The organism is Nodularia spumigena CCY9414 (assembly GCF_000340565.2).
GTDB lineage: Bacteria > Cyanobacteriota > Cyanobacteriia > Cyanobacteriales > Nostocaceae > Nodularia > Nodularia spumigena.
In genome coordinates this window covers 1,875,917-1,896,596 of record NZ_CP007203.1, presented here as the reverse complement: position 1 = coordinate 1,896,596, position 20,680 = coordinate 1,875,917, and the positions used below count along the sequence as shown (strand labels likewise).

The following is a 20,680-nucleotide window of genomic DNA, read 5'->3' as shown; positions in this document are numbered from 1 at the left end:
AGTAAGTATGGATAAATATTTCTAATCAGTTCCCAACCCTTTGAATTCTTGTAACAGTTGCCCCTCTAGAGTCCACAACCGCGCTGTCCGGTCATCGGATGCGGTGGCGATGGTTTTGCCGTCCGGGCTGAAACTCACACTCCTGACACCGCCCTGATGCCCATGAAATTGGTTACGTTCTTTAATATCACCCAGAATAGTATGCAACGCATAAATCGGGCTAATAGCTGGGTATTCATCCAGAGGGCGATTATCTTTAACTAAAGTTTTCAACTCTTTACCAGTTTTAACTGCTGTAACTAGCCCTGCTAACTGGGTAAACTCAAACTGTCTAATGGCATTAACTCCCGCCCGTTCTAATTCTGTTCCCTTTAGCGCTTCTTGTTGGGCTTCTTGCGCTAATTGTGCGGCTTGCTTTGCTGCTTGTTGTTCTAATTGCGCTTGTTGCAGAGTAATTTCTGCCTGTTTAATTTGAGATTCCGCTTGCTGTTGTTGTTGCTGTGCTTGTTGTGCTTTCTCATCAGCAGTTTTTACTCTGTCAGTAGCCGTTTTAATTCTGGCTTCCGCTTCGGCATTTTTCGCTTCTAATGCTGCGGCTTGCTGATTTACCTTATCTAAATCTGTTTTAGCAGCAGCTAGGTTTTGGGTAGCTTGGATATTTTCTTTTTGTGCGTCCTTAAACTTTGCTTCTGCATCCTTCTTCTTCAGTTCTAAATCTCGCGCTGTTCTTTGTAATTCTGCCTGTTTTCTTTCCGTCTCTTGCAAACTTTTAGTTGTTCGCTGATAATCACCTTCAGTTTTGGTTAACTTTCGTTCCGCCTCTTGTTGATTTTCATTAGCTTTCCTAGCTGCACTAACTTGATTAACTGCATAAACAGAAGCCATCCCTGCCAATACTAATAAAACCACTGACAAGCCAGAACTTCTGACTAATCTCTTCCGCCCTTCTCTAATCTTTGCTTCAGCTTCCAGGTTAGCAGCAGCTAATATTTGTTTAGCTTTTTGTTCCTGTTGTAAATTTGCTTCAGCTTGCAGACGCTGTTCCCGTTCCCTTGCCAATTCTGCTAAGATTTCATTCCCCTGTTGTTGACGAATAAAATAAACCAGATAATCATGCACCAATTGATATCTATCAGCCGGTGATTCTGGTAATAGAAACACTAAACCAGATTGCACAAAAATATCTAAGACCAAATCTAATCTCTTGGTTTCTCCGGCTAACTCTGCTGTTAACTCAGCCCTAGTTTTCAAAGGACGAGTGCCATTTTCATCAGTGAGTAAATATAAAATAAATCTGGCAGCACGTTCATTTTCTGCCCCACAATCTTTAATAACCGATTCTAAAAATCCTTCAACCAGATTTTCTTTAGTCCCAAAATCTTGATACTGTTTTAAAGTTGTAATTTTCTCAGTTTGCAACTGCATCCCCACAAGTTGCAACTCAATTGGGCGTACCTCTCCAATATTCCCCGCTAAATCCTGCACTAATTGCTCAATTAAAGCAGCTTCTAAAGAATATTGATTTCTTATTTCCTCTGCAATCAAACTTTCTGACCCAACCCCACCAGTTACAACAGTATTTTCATCCCTACTACTCCCCATTTTTAAGGGTGAAATTTGTCTTGAAGTCCCCCTTTCTAAGGGGGATTTAGGGGGATCAGATGCTTTACTTGTATACGGTAGCTTCGTAGAAGAGAGGTTTTGCTGAGTCAAAGTTTGAATAACAGTCTTAGCATCTTCTGGTGAAAAATTACCCAAATAATAGCGAATATTTTTAGCTAGAATATTATTATTAATTACCTTTAAATCAAACAGCCGTTCTAACTCTAATAAATAATGTAAATAATCTTCTCGTAAAGACAGAATCACCTTCAAAAAAGGAATATCTAAACAAATACGCAGAAACTCATAAAAACTGCGTCTATCACCTTGGTCTGGATAAACAAAGAAAAACTCTTCAAATTGGTCAAACATTAACACCGTTAACAGATTGCGTTCAGCATTTTTTCGTAACTCTGCCACAATAGCTGCTGAAGAATTTAGAGAACTAGCATTTAACGACTGAATATTTGATTTCAAGCACTGTCCCAACATTCCCACCCAATCTGTATAAACTCGCAACAAAATAGGTAAAACATCACGTCCCTCAATTGGTTTTTGTTGCAATGCAGGTATTAAACCACCTTGTAAAATTGAACTTTTCCCCACACCTGACTGACCATGAATTACAGTTAATTTATGCTCAGTCCCGCTAATTCTGTCCCGTAACCGCATCACATCTTGACTCCGACCAGAAGCGGCGATTTCTTGAGCCACACTACCTGTATTTTCTATTTGTAACTGTGCCGGATTTATGGCTTGTCGCTGGGGATTTAAATAAGACGCACCCACAAAAGCCCGAAACCCATATTGATGTTCAATTTGTAATTGTTCTTGCTTGAGATTAAAAGCTAAACGATATTCAGTTTTATCAAAATAGAGTAAACGCAATCTTTCTAAAATAGAGATATATAATTGCGGGTCATATTGCGGATTACTTGCAGATTTGGCAATTTCTAAATGCTCAATTGCGGCTGTAATTTCACCTAAACCCTGATCAGCACAAGCTAAAATAAATTGATATAAACTAAGTTCATAAGGTGCTAAACTAGAGATATCATTTAATATTTGCAGCCCTGTTTCTGCCAATTGTCTCGCATTTTGCCAGCGTGACTCTTGTACTGCTACCTCTGCCAAAAAGCCATAATCTTGTGCCAATTGTCGGGGAGTACCATATTCTTCATGTAGAGGCAGAGATTTATCAGCGAGAGTTTGTAAATCTGACCATGCTGTTAAATTCCGCAGCACTTCACCCAAATGATTAATATATTTTGCAACTAAATCTAGACGCTGTATTTGTGTAAAAATAAGTAAAGAATTTTGCAGATAATTTTTCGCAGTTTCCCAAGATATTTGATTATCTAAGGGATTAATTACAGCTTGCCGAGAATAAACAAAAGCAATATGAACTAAAACTATACCTTGGCGTTCTTTGAAATCATCACTTTCTTGCCATCCAGCCAAACTTTGCTGATAATATTTTAAAGCTGAATCAAGTTTGTCATAAAGATAATCATAAAACCCCAATACAAATTTTAGACTAGCGGTAATAGCAAAACTTAAAACTTCCCCACGCGTTTCTAAATCCTGAAGAGCAGATTTTAATTCCTGGCAAATTTGCGAAGTGGGACGCACATCATCAGTAAATACTTCATTAGTTTTTTGGTGTAAGAAATTAAATAACTCAGGGGTAGGAGTTTCAAATTCAATAATACTCGCCCAATTTTCTAAATCTGCGGCTAATCGAATCAACTTTTGCAGAGTTTGGTCATTCACCCACAACAAAATGGGGAAAGGAAATTGTTTTCTAAATTGCTCCCGCACTCGGTTAGCCGCAGTCAGAACCGTATCAATATCTTTAACTGATTCCAACCCAAAAACCATTAAAGCTGGTGGTTGTTCATCTCCCAGTTGTTCTTTAATAGCTGTGTAAAGAGTTTTGACGGATGTAGGTAAAGTAATTTCGCGAATTTGTACAGGAGATAATTGGTGCAGACTTTCAACCATCGTCTGACGCAAAACTGCATAATTACAGCGCAGTAAAATCAGTGAAAATTCACCCTCAGATAAGGTAATTGCTCTAACCAAAGTTTGCAATGATTGCTCATTCTTAACTTCTAAATTTTCCGGTTCATACTGATTACTCATATAATTCGTAATGCCTCTTTCAGAGGAGCTTCGCTAACGTAATTCGTAATTCGTATTTAGATCCCCGACTTCTCTAAGAAGTCGGGGATCTGGGTAACACGCGACTACTCTGATTTACCCTCCTCATTCGCTACCAAAATCGGATTGATATCAAACCAGGAACCATCCTCATTGCGATATTCAAATACAAACATACTGCGGAGCAAAAGTTCATATCTTTCATCACCTCTAAAGCTTTTGCATTCAGTCACCTCACTGAGTAATTCCCACTCATCTTCAGTAATAGCCAAACTTAGCTCATTACATCGTTGTTTAATTACACTTTCCACACACTTACGCGACAGGGGAGGGTCTTCTCTTTGCACACAGCGAAATAATAACATCAATAAGTTACGCAGATGACCCCCGCTAACTCGGCAAAGTCGCTCTAAACTATCAGCCTCTTCAAATACCTCAGTAATTAAATGCTGGCTTTGTTCCCAACTCACTCCAGGAAATGCTCTAGCCATGACCATCTCTTGCAGCAGTGTAATTCCTGGGAGAAAATCAGCCCCATCTGGTAACTTCACCGGTACCATTGGCAAAACTTTCGGGTCTACTCCAAACCGATTTGTTAACCTTCCTAAAGCGTTGGAAAAAATTAATACTAGGGGAATTGTGTACACAACATGACAATTTAACTGGTTTAGCTGTTCGCCACGTTCCACAAACAGATATTCTGGCTGGTAAAAGGAACCCCCTGGTTTTAAAGAATTATCTATGCGGTCAAGGTTATCAACTATCACCACCAGTCCTTCTTTACCTTGCTGCTTCAGTCGTTCTATGGCAGGTTTGAGCAATTCTTGGTTAATTGATTCTAAAATGCCGTTGGTGCGCGGTTCTAAATATTGCCGTAATTGCGATCGCAGTTTCGGACTATCTTTAGTTTTAGCTGTAATTTTGCCAATACCCACAGATAACTCGGCTTCTACGCCAATATCTAACGGAGTTTGGAGAATATCAACAATTTCTTTAAATAAATTTTGAAAATATCCCGGTTTGAGCTTAATTGTGACTGCTTCCAGACTGAGACTGACTTCTCTGGCTATGGCTAATAAAATATCTGTAATATCCACATCCGCCATATCCAGGCTATGGCTAGATTCAAAATAAACTACATGAAACCCCTGCTTTTCTAATTCTGTTTTCAGTCGCAGCAGTTCAGTAGATTTACCACAACCGATATGTCCTGTAAATAATTGACAGGTAGGTTCATCAGGTGAGAGACGGGTGATAGTCCGCCCTAGTTCTTCAATAATCTTGGCACCACGTACCTCAGAAAAATCAATATAATACTGTCTATCTTCAGGTTTGCTGACTACCAGTGTTTTGGCAGGGTTGCACGCCTTAAAAAATCTAGTTACATTCAGTTTCATGACAATTTAGCCGAATTCAGCCTGATACTACTGCCTTTTTCGTGATTATACAGTTGCTCAAGCTGATATTTCGGAATTTATCACCAAACTCGCAGATGTAAGCAGCAAAAAGTGATTAAAAATGTTAAGGGCGGGTTTATAGACATCATTCATCATTAACGGGGATATTGGTAAACCCGCCCCTACTTCCACTTTGTTTAAACCAATCTACTAAAACAGGGAACGAATTACGAATTATCAAAATCCCATTGCTTTGGCTACTGCACCCAATTCAGCATCAATGCCTTGTTTAAATTGGCTGTGACTGTGTTTAATTGCAGTATCTGGGTCTTTTAAACCATTACCTGTAAGGACACATACCACTGTCGCGCCTGTGGGAACTTGGTCTTTAACTTGCAATAAACCGGCTACAGATGCAGCGCTGGCGGGTTCACAGAAAATACCTTCTGATGATGCCAAAAGTCTATAAGCATCTAGAATTTCTTCGTCTGTAACGGCTTTGAAGCAACCAAGACTTGCAGATTGGGCGGCCATAGCTTTATCCCAACTCGCAGGGTTCCCAATGCGGATAGCGGTGGCGATGGTTTCAGGATGAGAAATTGGGTGTCCATTGACTAAGGGGGCTGCACCGGCGGCTTGGAATCCCATCATTCTAGGCAAGCGATCGCACTTTCCGGATTGATGGTATTGACAAAACCCCATCCAATATGCTGTGATATTTCCGGCATTACCCACGGGGATACACAACCAGTCGGGAGCATTACCCAAGGCATCGACAACTTCAAATGCTCCGGTTTTTTGCCCTTCCAAACGGTAGGGATTCACGGAATTAACTAAAGTAATAGGATAGCTTTCTGCCATTTCGCGGACAATTTCCAGCGCCCGGTCAAAATTGCCTTTAATTGCTAAAACTTCTGCACCATACAACAAAGCCTGTGCTAATTTACCCAGCGCCACATAACCATCGGGTATGAGTACAAAGGGCTTCATTCCACCACGTTTAGCATAAGCCGCAGCTGCTGCCGAGGTGTTGCCTGTACTGGCACAAATGACTGCTTTCGCCCCAGCTTCCTTCGCCTTGGTGATTGCCATCGTCATTCCCCGGTCTTTGAAGCTACCAGTAGGGTTAAGACCATCGTATTTTACAAAAACTTTGACTTGTCTGCCAATACGTTGTGCGATCGCCGGTACCGGAATCAAGGGAGTATTACCCTCTAATAAGGTGACAACAGGCGTTTTTTCGCTAACAGGCAAATACTCACGATAGGCTTCTATCAGTCCGGGCCAGGGTTGGCTATAAGATTTAGCAACAGACAAACTCACAGTCACAGGCTTTAAAAGTTTTTTAACTAAGGATTGGGGATGAGGGAGCGCTGCATTGACCAGGAAAAAAACTTAATTTCTCCTTTTTAGGTCTATTTTCTAGATTTTCCATTCTAGAAGAATATTATCTATCTTTAATGCTAACGTCTCACTGATAATTTTTATTTTATGTGGAATGCCAGCTTATGATCACTATTAACAGGAGTCAATGCTCCAACACATCATACCATCTTTTGGTCAATTCACCCTAGTCTGAGAGGGAACAAAGTATAAATTTCACGATGGAACACAGCCCACACAATTACCGTCACTTATGAATACACCAGTAACCTATGAGGTTATATGATTAAAAATATACAACTTTTTAACAAACCTTAAACATACATTAGTATAGTATTTACTATTGTGTGAGTTGAGTTGTGGAATTTAGTTAACAATGCCTACCTATTCATCTAGTGTTTCTGAACGCCACTCCCAGACTCTCTGGGTTAGCGATGTCACAAAGTCTTATTATCAAGATGACCAGCAAGCGAAACTTCAGCACCTGCAAGCAGAGGTAGATTCTCTATTGCAGCAATTGCAAAATCTCAAACAACAAAGGCTCTCGGATAATCACCCAGAATAATTAAATAATCGAGATTATGGCGATCGCCTGTAGTTGACATCAATTAGACTACTACTCAAAGCGTTGATTTTGATCTGACCAACGCTTGATACTGTAGTTATGGGCATTCTCTACTAACAATGCGAGAGATTGACTATCAGAAAGCCAGGCGATCGCTGTCAAGGATTGTTGAGAATAATTTTTAAAGTCCGTATAAATAACCTTACCACTATCCGATAAGATTAGGGTACGAGGACGGAACTGTTTTGGCTGTGATTTCTGGGTATCCAAAATGATATCCTGTAAAGAAGCGATCGCATCGGCTGAAATAGTCACCACCATTTCTGGCTGGGTATCATTGGTTAAATCAATCATTTGTAGAGGCCAGTTACCCAGTTGTGCTTGAATTTGCCAGAAGCTAGGAACATCACCAACCGGAAGCTGACCAGTTTCTTGTAAAGAACGCCACAAAATCGGCAGCATAGCCTCCACAGCACCGGGATTTTGTTGATACAGTGTGGAGAGGGTAATGGGAGAGGGTTGCACCCATTCCAGGGCGCTCTGGGTAACAGCTAAAGGTTTAGGTTGGAGAGGATGATTGTCATCATCAGGAATTTTGGGACTAGCCGCCAATAGCTGCAAAACCCCATTTTGCCACAGTACAGCTTTGATAGTCGCAGAAGTAATTTGCTGTTCTCCTTGTGAATTCCAGACAATAATCTGAATCTCTGAGTTGAGATTTATCCCCAAAGTTGTCCAAAAAAACTCGGCGGAGGAAGTATTGGGAGGTTGCAAATTCCTAAAAGGAGAACTCAACCAGCTTTTACCATCATGAAAAGCACTCACCTCTACCCGATACCAAACTTGGTTGTCTGTGAGAGTCAGGTCGGCGTTGCTATCTGGTTGCAACCATTCCGAAGAATTAATTTCAGTAATTGGTTGTACCGCACCTATAATTTGACTAGAATGATTCAGCGCTATTTCCGGCTTCACCACCTCCCCCTTCAGTTGTGGTAACAAACCTTGAACATAGCTAAGATGAGATGGAGTAATTTGTGGTTGAGACTTTAACCAAGAATTAGCACGTTCTTCTCCCCTCTGGGCTGCTAAAATTAAAGTTGCCCAAACTTGCACATCTTGTCGAGTGGGATTAACTCGCAACGCCGCCACTGTGCGATTCCACAAACGCCCTGTATCTGCTTTCAGTAGGCTGGCGATTTCTTGGGCATTTTGCAGCGATGCTTCAAATACCTGTAAAGCTTTTGCCCAACGACCATCAATTAATTCTGCCAATACTTGTTCACTAGGGCTAGCCGAACTCATATCTGCTTGGGCTTTGGTTAATTGGGAATGCAAGCGAATCACATCTAGTTGCGCTTGGGCTGCTGCGGGGAAATCTCCTTGATGCTGTTTTTGGATAAATTGCAGCCATTCAAAAGCAGGTGTCCATAATCCATTACGAGCGATTAATAAAGCATCTTGATAACCAGAATCCTCGAATGCTGGTGATTTTAGGGATATTTCAGCCAGTTGAATGGGGTTGAGATAAAAATTAGTCTCTTGGACTTGGTAAACGGTTAACTGGGGTTCTAAATCCACTGTTTGATCAATAACCAGTTCTTTCGCACCCCCACCAGTCACCTGCTCCCATTTGGGTAGTTGTCCATTGGGATTCTGCCAAGACAATAATTGTAGCAGGTTTTGGCGTTGAGGATTGTAATAGATAATATAACCGTAAGCGATCGCATTAGTTTCTTGTTGACGCTGACCCCACAAAGCCAACCACACCCCAGGTGAGACAACATCAGTCCCCAAAGATTGAATTTTAGTTAAGGGTAGACTAATATTATCATCTCGGTATAATAATGCCGCATTGATCAAGGATTCATCTGGCGCAGTGATGGATAGTTGAGTCGCTAGATAATAAGACTTTTCTGGTTGTGATTGAAATTCTACATCTTCTGCGCGCTGGTAAACTCTCAGTTCCACAATTTCTTGACAATCAGACTGACAATTGACACGCTGCTGAAAAATTGGTAATAAAAATGAGCCTTCCTCATTATCTAAGGGAATTGATTCCCCGGCTGTTTGTTGTGTACTCAGACCATCTTGAATTTGTTGGAGGCTTTGGGGATTTTCGCTTTTATTTAGAGGAATTTGCCCCCATTCTGGCAAAAATTCATTCATCCAGCCTAACTGTGCAGGATTGAATATGAAAAGAATGCTGAACCAGGTAAAAGCAATAATTAATCCAGCGCTGCTCAATAATAGCGCGATCGCTAGCGTTGACCACAGCCAACTGCGATATTGAGACTTTGGCCTGGGTTTTGCACAGACGCGTTTGTTCCCATTTCCATGAGACTGATTTCCTTGAGAAGATGGTGGCGTTGGCTTACGCGAGCGATTTGCCATTTTAGTTCTTAGTTAAGCCAGAAAAGACATTTGTGTGGAATATTGTTTCTTTTATAGTCCAGCTTTGCCAATCTTGCCTAAAATTTTTACATTACTTAGGTTACAGAATCCCATGAGCAGGGTTTGCTATTTAGAAAATAGTTATGCATTAGCAATATGTTATTTATTCTCATTATTGATGATTTGTAAAACTATTTTTATAGCTAAAAATAATAAAAGAGGTTTGGCTGATCACCAAACCTCACTATAAATCCAGTGCATAACAACATCCCGGATTAATTTACCTATTATCTTCCTACTTAGTCATCTTCCTATGGGATGTGTCCAAATGTCCTAAAAGCTGATAAGGCTGGATTTTGGTATTCCCAAATACATGAGCAAAACCAATCATATATCTGAAGATGGGGATATCTCAAAGTGTTGGTATTACTAGGAATTTTCTGTGATCCAGCAGTCATACAAAAGCATTTCTTCCAAATAATCAGCAAAATAAAAGACGGGTTTTATCCCGTCGATATAGCTTGAAAGAGGCAATACACCTTGGTATTTAGAATAGTCACAAAAATTAAATTTAATAGGTTGTTAGGAAAGCAGATTATCTCAACAAAAGAAACAGCTAATTAAGCTGAATTCCGTATTTTAATCATATTCAATCTCTGCACTGATCATGAATATATCACATAATAAATTTAATCACTTGCCATTTTGGCAGATAGTCAACAATAAAATTGGCGAATCAGCTCTTGTTATAAGTATAAGAATTAGAAGCTTTTTGATAATTTAGGCAATTTCACCAAATTTTTGGGGATAAAATTGTCAAAATCACATATTGTCAAAAATATGACAAAATTCTGGGCATATCTGTCATATAACCAAGCTCAGGGGTATATGTATGAAAAAAAAACTTAAATATAGTTATAATTTAGCTATAAGCCGAATAGAACAACCGTAGTTCGACCGAAATCAATTTTCTAGTCCAGACTATTGACCGAAAAACGAGACGCAAGCCCCTGACTTTAGGCATGGGGAGAAGGCGGTAAGAACTTTTAAGTTCCGTCAAACGATTGCGTGGCTTTAGCCACAGTGTTAAAATAGATTAGCGAGAAAACAAGTAGGAATAACCTTCAGCGCATTGAAGTATCCTAGTACGGAGCAATCCCGGCAACGGACATATCCGACTCGATTCGGAATAGTTAAAGGGCGAATAATGGCAGGATATGGAGCGTTCATCTTTAAAATATGAAGGACTCAGAAAGTATGCGCGAATGAGAGCAAAAGCTCTTTGAGTGAGTAGAGGGATACTTGAATGTCCCGTTGTCGCCTTTTTCAGGTAGGCAAGAATCCCCTGGCTTTAGACGTGGGGAGGTTCAAGGCTATATTTCGGGTTTGTGCAATTCCACTCTCCCTTTGTAGGTGAGGGCGGAAAAATCTGGCAATTTTACGCAAATTTCAATTTAAAGATGTTACCTAGACAAAGTAACATCTATGTGTTAATACTTTGCTACCTTAACTGGAACAAGCGCAATAGTCACATTTTAACTAATTCTGTTAATATTTTTAGATGTTACAAAAGAAACATAAAAGCGGAAAAAAACTCGGTTGGTCTTTAGATGAACGAGATCCCCAGTTCATCGAATCTCTGATGCCGTTTTTGAGCTTTTTATATCATTACTACTTTCGAGTTCAAACTAGTGGTTGGCATCATATACAACCCGACAAAAAAGTTCTCTTCGTTGGTTCTCACAATGGGGGACTAGCGGCTCCTGATATGTCAATGATCATGTACGACTGGTTCGGAAAATTTGGGGTTGAGAAACCTGTCTACGGTCTCATGCATCCCCATGTTTGGAAATTTACCCCAGAAATAGCCCAAATGGCGGCTAAGAGTGGAGCCGTAATCGCTCATCCAAAAATGGCTTACGCCGCTTTGCGTTCTGGGGCCAGCGTACTGGTGTATCCTGGGGGAGCAGAAGATGTCTTTCGACCGCATCATTTACGGAATCAAATTTATTTTGCCGGACGGCAAGGATTTATTAAGCTAGCGCTACGGGAAAATGTCCCGATTGTACCTGTAATTTCTACTGGCGCTCATGATACTCTGTTTGTGTTGGCTGACTTCTATAAAATTTTAAAGCAATTCCATGAATGGGGAATGCCGTGGTTATTTGGGATTGACCCGGTAGTTTTTCCGGTTTATTTGGGATTACCGTGGGGATTAGCAATTGGACCTCTTCCTAATATCCCATTGCCAATGCCTATTCAAACACGGGTATGTAAACCCATTGTATTTGAACGCTACGGTCGGGAGGCGGCAAGCGATCGCCATTATGTCCATGAATGCTATGAATTAGTTGCAAATCAGATGCAGGAAGAGTTAGACGAATTAGTTAAACTCAGTGCTTAGAGGATGTTTGAAAAGTCTGATTGTTGGTAGCAAAACATTCTAGATACCCCTAAATCCCCCTTAAAAAGGGGGACTTTGATTCTATAGCAACCGCCAAGGTTGTTAGGACATGGCAAAAGCCTAAAACCCAGTCACAGCGAGTCTTTCACTTTTGACTTTTGACTTTTGCTATAATTCCCCCCTTGAAAAGGGGAGGCTCAAGGGGATCTGCGAGTGCCTAAAATCACAGCCAACCACTTTTGAAACAGCCTCTTAGAGAATTTTATGAAAAAGGTGGATCAGTATTAACACTGCTTTCACCGTAACTAATTTATATAATCTACTGAAGCTAGTTTTTAGCGATCGCTCTTTAAGTAGGGTCATTTCACAAAATCGCGTTGCTCCCTTATCAAAGACAGTTTTAGCTTCTTCAAAACTGACATTGTGCTTCTTCAGGTTTATGGCTGCTTTTGACTCATCCCACTTGAACTCCATACCCAGATCATCTATAAGTCGTTAATTCAAACACTACGACTAAAGCAAGACTAATCCAATTTAAGGGTTCTAAGAACTGAAATAAACTTGCTTAATCTCAGATTACACTGGTACTGCTTGGCGCACTTCTACGGGTTCACCTGTTAAACTAAAAGCCCGAACTTCAGTAATTTTAACCTTGACAATTTGCCCTTTTAATTGGCTGATGTCGCCAGTAAAGAAAGTCAAACGATTACCGCCAGTGCGTCCCATGACTTGGGTGGGATCTTTGGAGTTTTGGTCTTCTACTAAGACATCTTCGATACGTCCCATGTAACGCTGCGATCGCTCGGATGCTTTGACGTTGACTAAATGGTTTAATCTTTGTAGGCGATCGCTTTTAACTTCTTCACTGAGTTGATTAGACCACAAAGCTGCTGGTGTACCAGGGCGCGGAGAATATGCGGCTGTATTCAACAAATCAAAGCCAATATCTTCTACCAACTTCAGAGTATTTTCAAACTGTGCTTCCGTCTCTCCAGGAAAGCCCACAATTGCATCCCCACTAATTGACGCATCAGGCATATAACGCCGAATGGTATCAATAATCCGGCGATATTTCTCGTGAGTATAACCCCGTGACATTGCTTTCAATAATTCATTATCCCCTGATTGAAACGGAATGTGAAAGTGTTCACACACCTTCGGCAACTCAGCACAAGCCTTAATTAATCTCTCCGTAAAATAACGGGGATGACTCGTGGCAAATCTTAACCGTTCAATCCCTGGAATATCATGGACATAATAAAGTAAATCAGTGAAATTATGCAAATGGCGACCTTCTGGAGTTGTCCCCGGCAAATCTCGACCGTAAGCGTCAATATTTTGACCGAGTAGGGTAATTTCTTTGTAACCTTGTCGCCCCAGTTCTTCCATTTCGGCACGTATGGCTTCTGGCGTGCGAGATTGTTCTACACCACGCACATTAGGAACCACACAATAGGTGCAGCGTTCATTACAGCCATAAATGATATTCACCCAAGCAGTCACACTGCTATCTCGTCGCGGTTGGGTGATATCTTCCATGATGTGAACCGACTCAGTAGCCACAACTTGATTACCATTTAAAACTGATGTCAGCAAATCTTGAAGACGGTTGGCGTGTTGTGGTCCCATTACCAAGTCTAATTCTGGCACGCGTCGTAACAGGGCTTCTCCTTCCTGTTGGGCAACACAACCAGCAACAATCAGCGTTAAACCAGGCTCTTCTTGCTTGCGTTTGGCTTGTCTACCGAGATAAGAATACACCTTGTGTTCGGCATTATCCCGAATCGTGCAAGTATTGTAGAGAATCAAATCTGCATCATTGGGGTCTTCCGACCATTCAAAGCCCATGTCTTCTAAAATGCCAGCCATGCGCTCTGAGTCGGCTTTATTCATTTGGCAACCGAAAGTAATAATGTGGTAGTGGCGATTAGAAGTGATCATGGGCGATTATGCTGAGTTAGCGTCACGTATATAAACTTTATTTCTATTCTATAACTCAGTTATCAGTTATCAGTTATCAGTTACCAGTTATCAGTTACTCAGGGCTACTAAAAGCCCCCGCATTTATGCGTGGGGAATGCGTTACCCCTATTTCCCCAGGTTGCATAACAGCTTATTTATTCCTCACTTGCTGGCTCAGATGGAGCTGCTTCGCGACTACGGCGTAATGAATTCCGCAACTGATTTTGACTAGAAGATGAAGTATTCGCTGGTGCTGCTGGTGCTGGTGCTGGTGCTGGTGTACTTGCTGTGGGACGCGGCCGCCGATTTGTGCTGGGTTGCGCTACTGGTGCTGGTTTTGGTGCTGGTGCAGAATTAGTAGAGGTTCTCTGACGCTGCACATTACGCAAAGAATTTCTGACTTTTGACTGGCTAGGAGTAGGAGTGGTCCTTGTTCCAGATGATGAACCTGTGGCGGTGTTTTGCTGGCGTGGTTGTCTAACTGGTGTTGCTGCTGCGGGTCTGGTGATTGGTGCTGCTGGCGCTGTTGGTGTAATTTCTCTTCTGGCTCTGACTGTAGGTTTGCTGGTGGTGTTGGTAGCAGGAGTATTTGGACTCGGTGTGGGTGTAGAACTAGATGCCGCTCTCTCGCGGCTTCTCTGTCTTGCTTGCTCTTGTTCTTTCTTTTTCCGTTCTTGGAGTTGGCGGTGTCGCCGTGAACCTTCAAGAGCAAAGTTTGTGGATATTGATACTCCCTGTCTGCCATTTTCTGAGGGTTTCAATTTCCAGTTACGGGCTTGTCTTAAGGTTTCTTTGTCTAATCTGCTGTTACCACTAGAGTTAACAATCCGCACATTAGTAACATTACCTTTTGCATCCGTATCAACAGCTACTTCTACTCTGCCTTCAATTCCTCGGCGTTTGGCAAACTCTGGATAGCTGGCACTGCACTGGGTACAAGCTGCACGACCATCACCTGAACCTCTGGAATTACCACCACTATTATTTTGTGGCTGTGTTTTAATCTGTGGTGTGCTGGGTGCAGTGGGTGCGACGGCTACAGGCGATCGCTGTACTCTTGTATTATTACTTATATTATTACTTATATTATTATTTGTTCCCGTACCTGAAGCTACTGTATTACTGCTTTGAGTGACTCTGGAATCTCTTAATCCACTTAAAGTTCCTCTGAGTCGTTCACTAGCTTGATTCGTCTGAGGAACTGCAATTGGTGATTCTGATGATCTTGTTGTTGAAGTCAACAGAGATTCTAACTTAGCTACAGATTCCTGGCGTGGGGGAGTTGTTGGTGGGGGTGGCTGAGAAACCGTTGGTTGAGTTGGCTGGGGAACCGGAGGAGCTTTCACACTCTCAACCTTTGGTGCTGGTGGAGTTACAGTTGGCTGCTGTTGTTGTGGCGCTACAGCAGGCTGGGAAAATGTTGGCTCAATTTTCACCGGTGTTATTGGTGTGACTCTACTCGTAACAATCTTGGTAGGTTCGGGTATTTTAATTTTTTCGGGAATTATTTCCGGCGGTTTTTCTGGTTTTTCCTCTGGAGGGTCTACCGGATCTAAAATTACTAACTCTATTGGTTCGTATTGTTCCTTCGGCACTCTCACCAACAAACTACCTATACCCGAAGCTAGTAAGGCGATGTGTAGCGTTAACGAGCTAATCAGACTATACATCAAGAAAGTCTTGAGAGCTTCAACTTCTTGGGAACGATGTTTGACGGTAATGCCGGAAAAGCTCATAGTCTATTGCTACCTATTCTCACTTATTTAGTTATACTAGAACGCATAAGCTAAAAATATCAAGTAAAAAATTTAAATTCTTTCGGTAATCCTACGAAAACCTGTTTTAGCCCACACTTCCCAGTCCATTCCTGAGCATCAGGCTTGTGTGCATATAGATTGTTTAGTTGAAATTATTTGTTATGTCATGAAATATAGATAATAATTATTCTTTTTTATAGACTGATATTTTATTTTAATTCCAGGACTTACGCAAAATCATGAAAAAACGAACCACAAAGAACGCGTTGGCGCTAGCCTCTCCCCTTCTCCCAAAGGGAGAGGCTAGCGCCAAGGGAGAAGGACACGAAGGAAAGAGGGTTGCAGAGAGTTATTGCGTAAGTCCTAAATTCTTCGCGAAGAAATATCAATTATTGTGATTTATCCTAAATTTACCAAAAAAATGGAAAAGCTAACGCGAAACCTAACCCCCTAACCCCCTTCCCTACCAGGGAAGGGGGAAAATTTAACGCCTCTCTCCTTGCAGGTTAAGGTGTATGCACAAGTCTAAAACCTTTGATTTGGGTAGGGTGCGTTATGGACTTTAGTCCTAACGCACCGAGAATCTAAGATGGTGCGTTGCGCTACGCGACAACACACCCTACACAAATGGAGTAATTCAATCATTTGTGTGTACACCGTGCTTCCTTGCAGGAGAGAGGAATGGAAGCTGGGTTTTCCAGTTACCGTTAAAATTGAGGTACACACAAGTCTAAAAACGTTTATTTGCATAGGTGCGTTAACCCATGCCATATTGACACATTAATATCTTTGGTATGCTTTATTTGTTTTAAGATAAGAATACAGAAGCACTGTCAATTGCAATAGTAAAGTTGAGTATTTTATCTAGCGGTTAATAGCTGGATACAAAAAATTAGCACCACAAAAAACTGTCTTTGAAGTAGGCTTGTAGCATCTCAACGCTTGTAATATTTTTATGACTTCCTTGATTCGCTTCTTGATGTGCGCCCCTGACCACTATGATGTAGACTATGTAATTAATCCCTGGATGGAAGGGAATATTCACAAGTCTTCGCGCGATCGCGCCGTAGAACAGTGGGAAAAACTCTACCACATCCTCAAACAACACGCCATTGTCGATTTAGTACCGCCCCAGATTGGTTGGCCTGACATGGTATTTACCGCCAACGCGGGTTTAGTCTTGGGACAAAATGTTGTCCTGAGTCGATTTCTCCACAAAGAACGTCAGGGAGAAGAACCTTTCTTCCAAAACTGGTTTGAGGAAAACGGTTACACGGTTAATTTACTCCCGAAAGATTTACCCTTTGAAGGTGCTGGAGATGCACTTTTAGATCGGGAAGGACGTTGGTTATGGGCTGGATATGGTTTTCGCTCAGAATTAGATTCTCACCCTTATTTAGCTAAATGGCTAGATATTGAGGTGCTATCCCTGCGGTTAATTGATGAGCGCTTCTATCACTTAGATACCTGCTTCTGTCCTTTAGCTAACGGCTATTTATTGTATTATCCCGGCGCTTTTGATGCTTATTCTAACCGCTTAATAGAAATGCGAGTTGCGCCAGAAAAGCGGATCGCAATTACCGAAGCTGATGCTGTCAACTTCGCCTGTAATACGGTGAATGTGGAAAGCATCGTGATTATGAACAAAGCCAGCAATGCTTTAAAAGCACGTTTAGCAGATGTTGGTTTCCAAGTCATTGAAACCCCACTGACAGAATTCCTCAAAGCCGGTGGTGCTGCTAAATGTCTCACACTGCGAGTCACAGAACCACTAGACGCAGAAATTCATGCTAATGTCTCGGTAGAAAGCCGCGTGATTCGCATGGAAGGTCATTTACTGGACTCTGGCTTGATTAACCGTGCTTTAGACTTGATTGTGGATACTGGCGGTAGTTTCCAAGTCATGAATTTTAACTTGGGAGAACAACGCCAAAGTACATCTGCGGCTGAGGTGCGAGTTTCAGCGCCTTCTCATGAGGTGATGGAAGAAATCATCTCGCAGTTAATTGATTTGGGTGCTGTCGATTTACCCCAAGATGAACGAGATGCTAAATTACAGCCTGTAATTCAAGCTGGGGTGGCTCCTGATGATTTCTATGTGAGTACGATTTATCCTACGGAAGTGCGGATTAATGGTGAATGGGTGCGGGTACAGAATCAGCGCATGGATGGCGCGATCGCCATTACTCAAACTCCCAATGGTTTAGTAGCTAAGTGTAAACTGTTACGTGACTTAGAAGTGGGCGACAAAGTAATTGTTGATGTACTCGGTATCCGTACTATCCGCAAAACTGAATCCCGCGAACATCGTAATGCTCAAGAATTTAGCTTTATGTCCTCTGGGGTTTCCAGTGAAAGACGTGTGGAACTTGTGGTGGAGCAAGTCGCTTGGGAATTACGTAAAATTAGGGATGCTGGCGGTAAAGTAGTTGTCACGGCGGGACCTGTAGTGATTCACACAGGCGGCGGCGAACATTTGGCGCAACTGATTCGGGAAGGATATGTACAGGCGCTCTTGGGTGGTAATGCGATCGCCGTCCATGACATAGAGCAAAATATGATGGGGACTTCCCTCGGTGTAGACATGAAGCGGGGTGTAGCCGTCCGTGGTGGGCATCGCCATCACCTCAAAGCCATCAATATTATCCGTCGTTATGGCAGCATTGCTAAGGCTGTGGAAGCGGGAGTAATTAAAAATGGCGTGATGTATGAGTGTGTCTCTAACAATGTGCCTTTTAGCCTGGCTGGTTCCATTCGGGATGATGGTCCTTTACCTGATACCCAAACGGATTTGATTAAGGCACAGGAGGAATACGCTAAACTAATTGAGGGTGCGGAGATGATTTTGATGTTGTCTTCCATGTTACACTCCATTGGGGTGGGAAATATGACTCCGGCAGGGGTGAAGATGGTCTGTGTAGATATTAATCCAGCTGTAGTTACTAAGTTAAGCGATCGCGGTTCTGTGGAATCGGTGGGTGTGGTGACTGATGTCGGTTTGTTCCTCAGTCTGTTGATTCAGCAGTTGGAAAAGTTGACAAGTCCATACATTGCTAGTGTAGGTTAAGAAATATTGCACGCAGAGGCGCAGAGGCGCAGAGAAGAATGAAGAGAGTAGTTTTTCAGGTTAATTGGGTGAGTTTTATTGCTGATTTCCTGTTGGTGGGGATGGTTTTTGGCCCCCCTATTGCTCCTTTTTTGGCTGCGTCTCATGTGTCTTTGCTGAGTAGGATTGCGGACATTATTTATTTCATGGGTAATCATGTCTGTCCGCAACCTAATATGGGTTTGGATTTAGCATCCCCGTTTATTATGGCTGTTTGTATGCGCTGCTATGGTACTGTTACGGGGTTGCTAGTTACTCGGTTGTTATATGGGGTAACTGGTGGTAAGGGTTTTTACTGGTTAAGTCAATATGGCTGGAATGGTGCAGCTTTGGCTAGTGTGTTAATGATGGCTTATCCTTTGGAATTGGCTGCTCAGGTTTTCGGGTTATGGGATTTTAATAATTATTTGGTGACACCCTTTGGGTTAATTACGGGTTTGGCTTGGGGTTTATTTACTATGCCGATTTTACACGGTTGGCAACAAGGTAAAATTGCTAACTAACTGTTTAGTTTGAACAACAACAGGCGATCGCATGGAAAGGGATATGAATATTCATGGAGAAAAATCACAAAAACAATAACAGATGTTGAATTTTTACCAACTTCAGAAGGTTTCTTAACCTGTAGAAATAGTCAAACTGTATTTGTAATATCTCACCATCCTGTAGCTCCTGGCTTAAAAAACGAATACTTCCATAACATTGGTAAATTAATAGCTACTAACCCAGCCTAAAATCCCAACTCTCTTACTCTCTGCGCCTCTGCGCCTCTGCGTGATAAAAATCATTTATTAAACCACTCCACAACACCCTCAGCCAAAACCCTCGCTAACCTCCTTTGTTCCTCAACATCCATCGCCAACTCAAAATCAGGGTAAAAGTTTTATCCCCCTGTTCTACCGTTACAGGTACAGGAACTTGCAGAGGAAAGACGATTTCTGTCGCTGTCGGTAATTCCCGCGAAATTATACTGCGAATCTTGGAGTGTGGTGGAATTGCGCCTGGAATCATCCGAGTTTCTTGACTATGAATCCAGCCTCCATAGTCTAAACGTAACCAATCACCTTCTTTTGCTGTCACAGATGCTCTCACACCTTGGGGTAAAGGCGTTAACCGTGAATCAGTGGTACTGGGGCCTGTGCGCGCCACACCAGCCTCGGCTATGATTTCTACTACTGGGAGTTTGGCTGGTGACAGGGTTTGAATCTGACCAGAACTGAATTGAGTTATTGTTTGATTATTGAGAGTTAATTGAAATTCCGGTTTTTCCCCATCTGATAATATTCCTAATGTCGTGCATCCCTGATATTTACCTGGGACAATTTGAGTGATGGGTTGATTTTTACCATCTATATATATGGCTGAATTACTGGGTAGAGATATTTGTTTTGGTTGCGGTGATAGCTTAACAGTTCGCTCTCCCAATCTTACGCTTAAATTAGCATTAGGAGAGGCGATGGCACTAAAACAAATCTTTTCTCCTGGTAGTCGAGAAATATCAAGTTTAGGAGTCAGGGAATCTTCGACAAAGGCTAATCCTTGGGGTATTTGTGGTTGATGATCAACTCTAGTTACCTGCATCTGAATTTCTTGATTTTGGTAACGTACAGTAAACAGATTTTCTCCCACTTCCAAAGGAAAGCTAGGGGCGAAATGTCCAGATTTACTGCGCTGAATGGGTTGATTATTAATTAAAACTTGTCCCGTTGGTGGTGCAGTCCCCAGGAGGAATATTTTATCTGTATTAGTTTCATGATTAGCTGGCGGATAAACCACCTTCAGCGTGTTTTCTTGCGCCCAAGCTACTGTGGGAGTTGTGAGAGAACCGAGAATGATTAATCCTAAAAGCGATCGCATGATTGGGGAATGGGGAGTGGGGAGTGGGGAGTAAAGAATTTTAGATTTTGGATTTGCAATTTTAGATTGCAGTCTAATCTAAAATCTAAAATC

Annotated in this window: 11 protein-coding genes and 1 pseudogene; 4 read left to right on the top strand and 8 right to left on the bottom strand. The window is 41.8% G+C overall.

Annotated features, from left to right (window positions below):
• Window positions 1-21: 21 nt before the first annotated feature.
• The 3 genes from NSP_RS08440 to thrC all read right to left on the bottom strand — a co-directional run bounded on the left by NSP_RS08440 (window position 22) and on the right by thrC (window position 6,491).
• Window positions 22-3,747 (bottom strand): nSTAND1 domain-containing NTPase, encoded by a 3,726-nt coding sequence (locus NSP_RS08440; RefSeq protein WP_006195581.1) that lies wholly within the window; start codon window positions 3,745-3,747, stop codon window positions 22-24.
• Window positions 3,748-3,851: 104 nt separating this feature from the next.
• A complete protein-coding gene (locus NSP_RS08435) occupies window positions 3,852-5,162 on the bottom strand; it encodes an ATP-binding protein (RefSeq protein ID WP_006195582.1) in 1,311 nt (436 codons plus the stop codon).
• A gap of 237 nt (window positions 5,163-5,399) precedes the next feature.
• Window positions 5,400-6,491, bottom strand: a complete 1,092-nt coding sequence (gene thrC / locus NSP_RS08430) for a threonine synthase (protein WP_006195583.1) — start codon at window positions 6,489-6,491, stop codon at window positions 5,400-5,402.
• Between the two features lie 430 nt (window positions 6,492-6,921).
• Here thrC and NSP_RS08425 point away from each other — a divergent pair, with 430 nt between their 5' ends.
• Window positions 6,922-7,110: a hypothetical protein gene (locus tag NSP_RS08425; RefSeq protein WP_006195584.1), complete on the top strand. Its 189-nt coding sequence runs from the start codon at window positions 6,922-6,924 to the stop codon at window positions 7,108-7,110.
• Between the two features lie 51 nt (window positions 7,111-7,161).
• Here the strand turns inward: NSP_RS08425 and NSP_RS08420 are convergent, their stop codons facing one another.
• Window positions 7,162-9,501, bottom strand: coding sequence for a hypothetical protein (locus NSP_RS08420; RefSeq protein WP_017803981.1), 2,340 nt, complete (start codon window positions 9,499-9,501; stop codon window positions 7,162-7,164).
• A gap of 1,561 nt (window positions 9,502-11,062) precedes the next feature.
• Here NSP_RS08420 and NSP_RS08415 point away from each other — a divergent pair.
• Entirely contained in the window at window positions 11,063-11,905 is an 843-nt protein-coding gene (locus NSP_RS08415; RefSeq protein WP_006195590.1) for a lysophospholipid acyltransferase family protein, read from the top strand.
• A gap of 252 nt (window positions 11,906-12,157) precedes the next feature.
• Here the strand turns inward: NSP_RS08415 and NSP_RS08410 are convergent, their stop codons facing one another.
• From NSP_RS08410 to NSP_RS08400, 3 genes are all read right to left on the bottom strand, one after another.
• Window positions 12,158-12,379: a BrnT family toxin gene (locus NSP_RS08410; protein ID WP_006195591.1), complete on the bottom strand. Its 222-nt coding sequence runs from the start codon at window positions 12,377-12,379 to the stop codon at window positions 12,158-12,160.
• 102 nt (window positions 12,380-12,481) lie between these two features.
• Window positions 12,482-13,846 carry a tRNA (N6-isopentenyl adenosine(37)-C2)-methylthiotransferase MiaB gene (gene miaB, locus NSP_RS08405; protein ID WP_006195593.1) on the bottom strand — a complete coding sequence of 455 codons (1,365 nt, stop codon included), beginning with the start codon at window positions 13,844-13,846 and terminating at the stop codon, window positions 12,482-12,484.
• Between the two features lie 176 nt (window positions 13,847-14,022).
• Window positions 14,023-15,603, bottom strand: a complete 1,581-nt coding sequence (locus NSP_RS08400) for an energy transducer TonB (RefSeq protein ID WP_006195594.1) — start codon at window positions 15,601-15,603, stop codon at window positions 14,023-14,025.
• Window positions 15,604-16,579: 976 nt separating this feature from the next.
• Here NSP_RS08400 and argZ point away from each other — a divergent pair.
• Window positions 16,580-18,691, top strand: a complete 2,112-nt coding sequence (argZ, locus tag NSP_RS08395; protein ID WP_006195596.1) for a bifunctional arginine dihydrolase/ornithine cyclodeaminase — start codon at window positions 16,580-16,582, stop codon at window positions 18,689-18,691.
• Between the two features lie 38 nt (window positions 18,692-18,729).
• A complete protein-coding gene (locus tag NSP_RS08390) occupies window positions 18,730-19,233 on the top strand; it encodes a DUF2085 domain-containing protein (RefSeq protein WP_006195597.1) in 504 nt (167 codons plus the stop codon).
• Between the two features lie 361 nt (window positions 19,234-19,594).
• Here the strand turns inward: NSP_RS08390 and NSP_RS08385 are convergent.
• Window positions 19,595-20,587, bottom strand: a pseudogene (locus NSP_RS08385) (SH3 domain-containing protein); the annotation flags it as partial.
• Between the last annotated feature and the right edge of the window lie 93 nt (window positions 20,588-20,680).

Bases quoted from the DNA above. Each gene is read 5' to 3' on its own strand.
- NSP_RS08425 (WP_006195584.1), top strand. From the start codon at position 6,922: ATGCCTACCTATTCATCTAGTGTTTCTGAACGCCACTCCCAGACTCTC.
- NSP_RS08400 (WP_006195594.1), bottom strand. From the start codon at position 15,603: ATGAGCTTTTCCGGCATTACCGTCAAACATCGTTCCCAAGAAGTTGAA.
- NSP_RS08410 (WP_006195591.1), bottom strand. From the start codon at position 12,379: ATGGAGTTCAAGTGGGATGAGTCAAAAGCAGCCATAAACCTGAAGAAG.
- NSP_RS08435 (WP_006195582.1), bottom strand. From the start codon at position 5,162: ATGAAACTGAATGTAACTAGATTTTTTAAGGCGTGCAACCCTGCCAAA.
- miaB (WP_006195593.1), bottom strand. From the start codon at position 13,846: ATGATCACTTCTAATCGCCACTACCACATTATTACTTTCGGTTGCCAA.
- NSP_RS08415 (WP_006195590.1), top strand. From the start codon at position 11,063: ATGTTACAAAAGAAACATAAAAGCGGAAAAAAACTCGGTTGGTCTTTA.
- argZ (WP_006195596.1), top strand. From the start codon at position 16,580: ATGACTTCCTTGATTCGCTTCTTGATGTGCGCCCCTGACCACTATGAT.
- NSP_RS08390 (WP_006195597.1), top strand. From the start codon at position 18,730: ATGAAGAGAGTAGTTTTTCAGGTTAATTGGGTGAGTTTTATTGCTGAT.
- NSP_RS08440 (WP_006195581.1), bottom strand. From the start codon at position 3,747: ATGAGTAATCAGTATGAACCGGAAAATTTAGAAGTTAAGAATGAGCAA.
- NSP_RS08420 (WP_017803981.1), bottom strand. From the start codon at position 9,501: ATGGCAAATCGCTCGCGTAAGCCAACGCCACCATCTTCTCAAGGAAAT.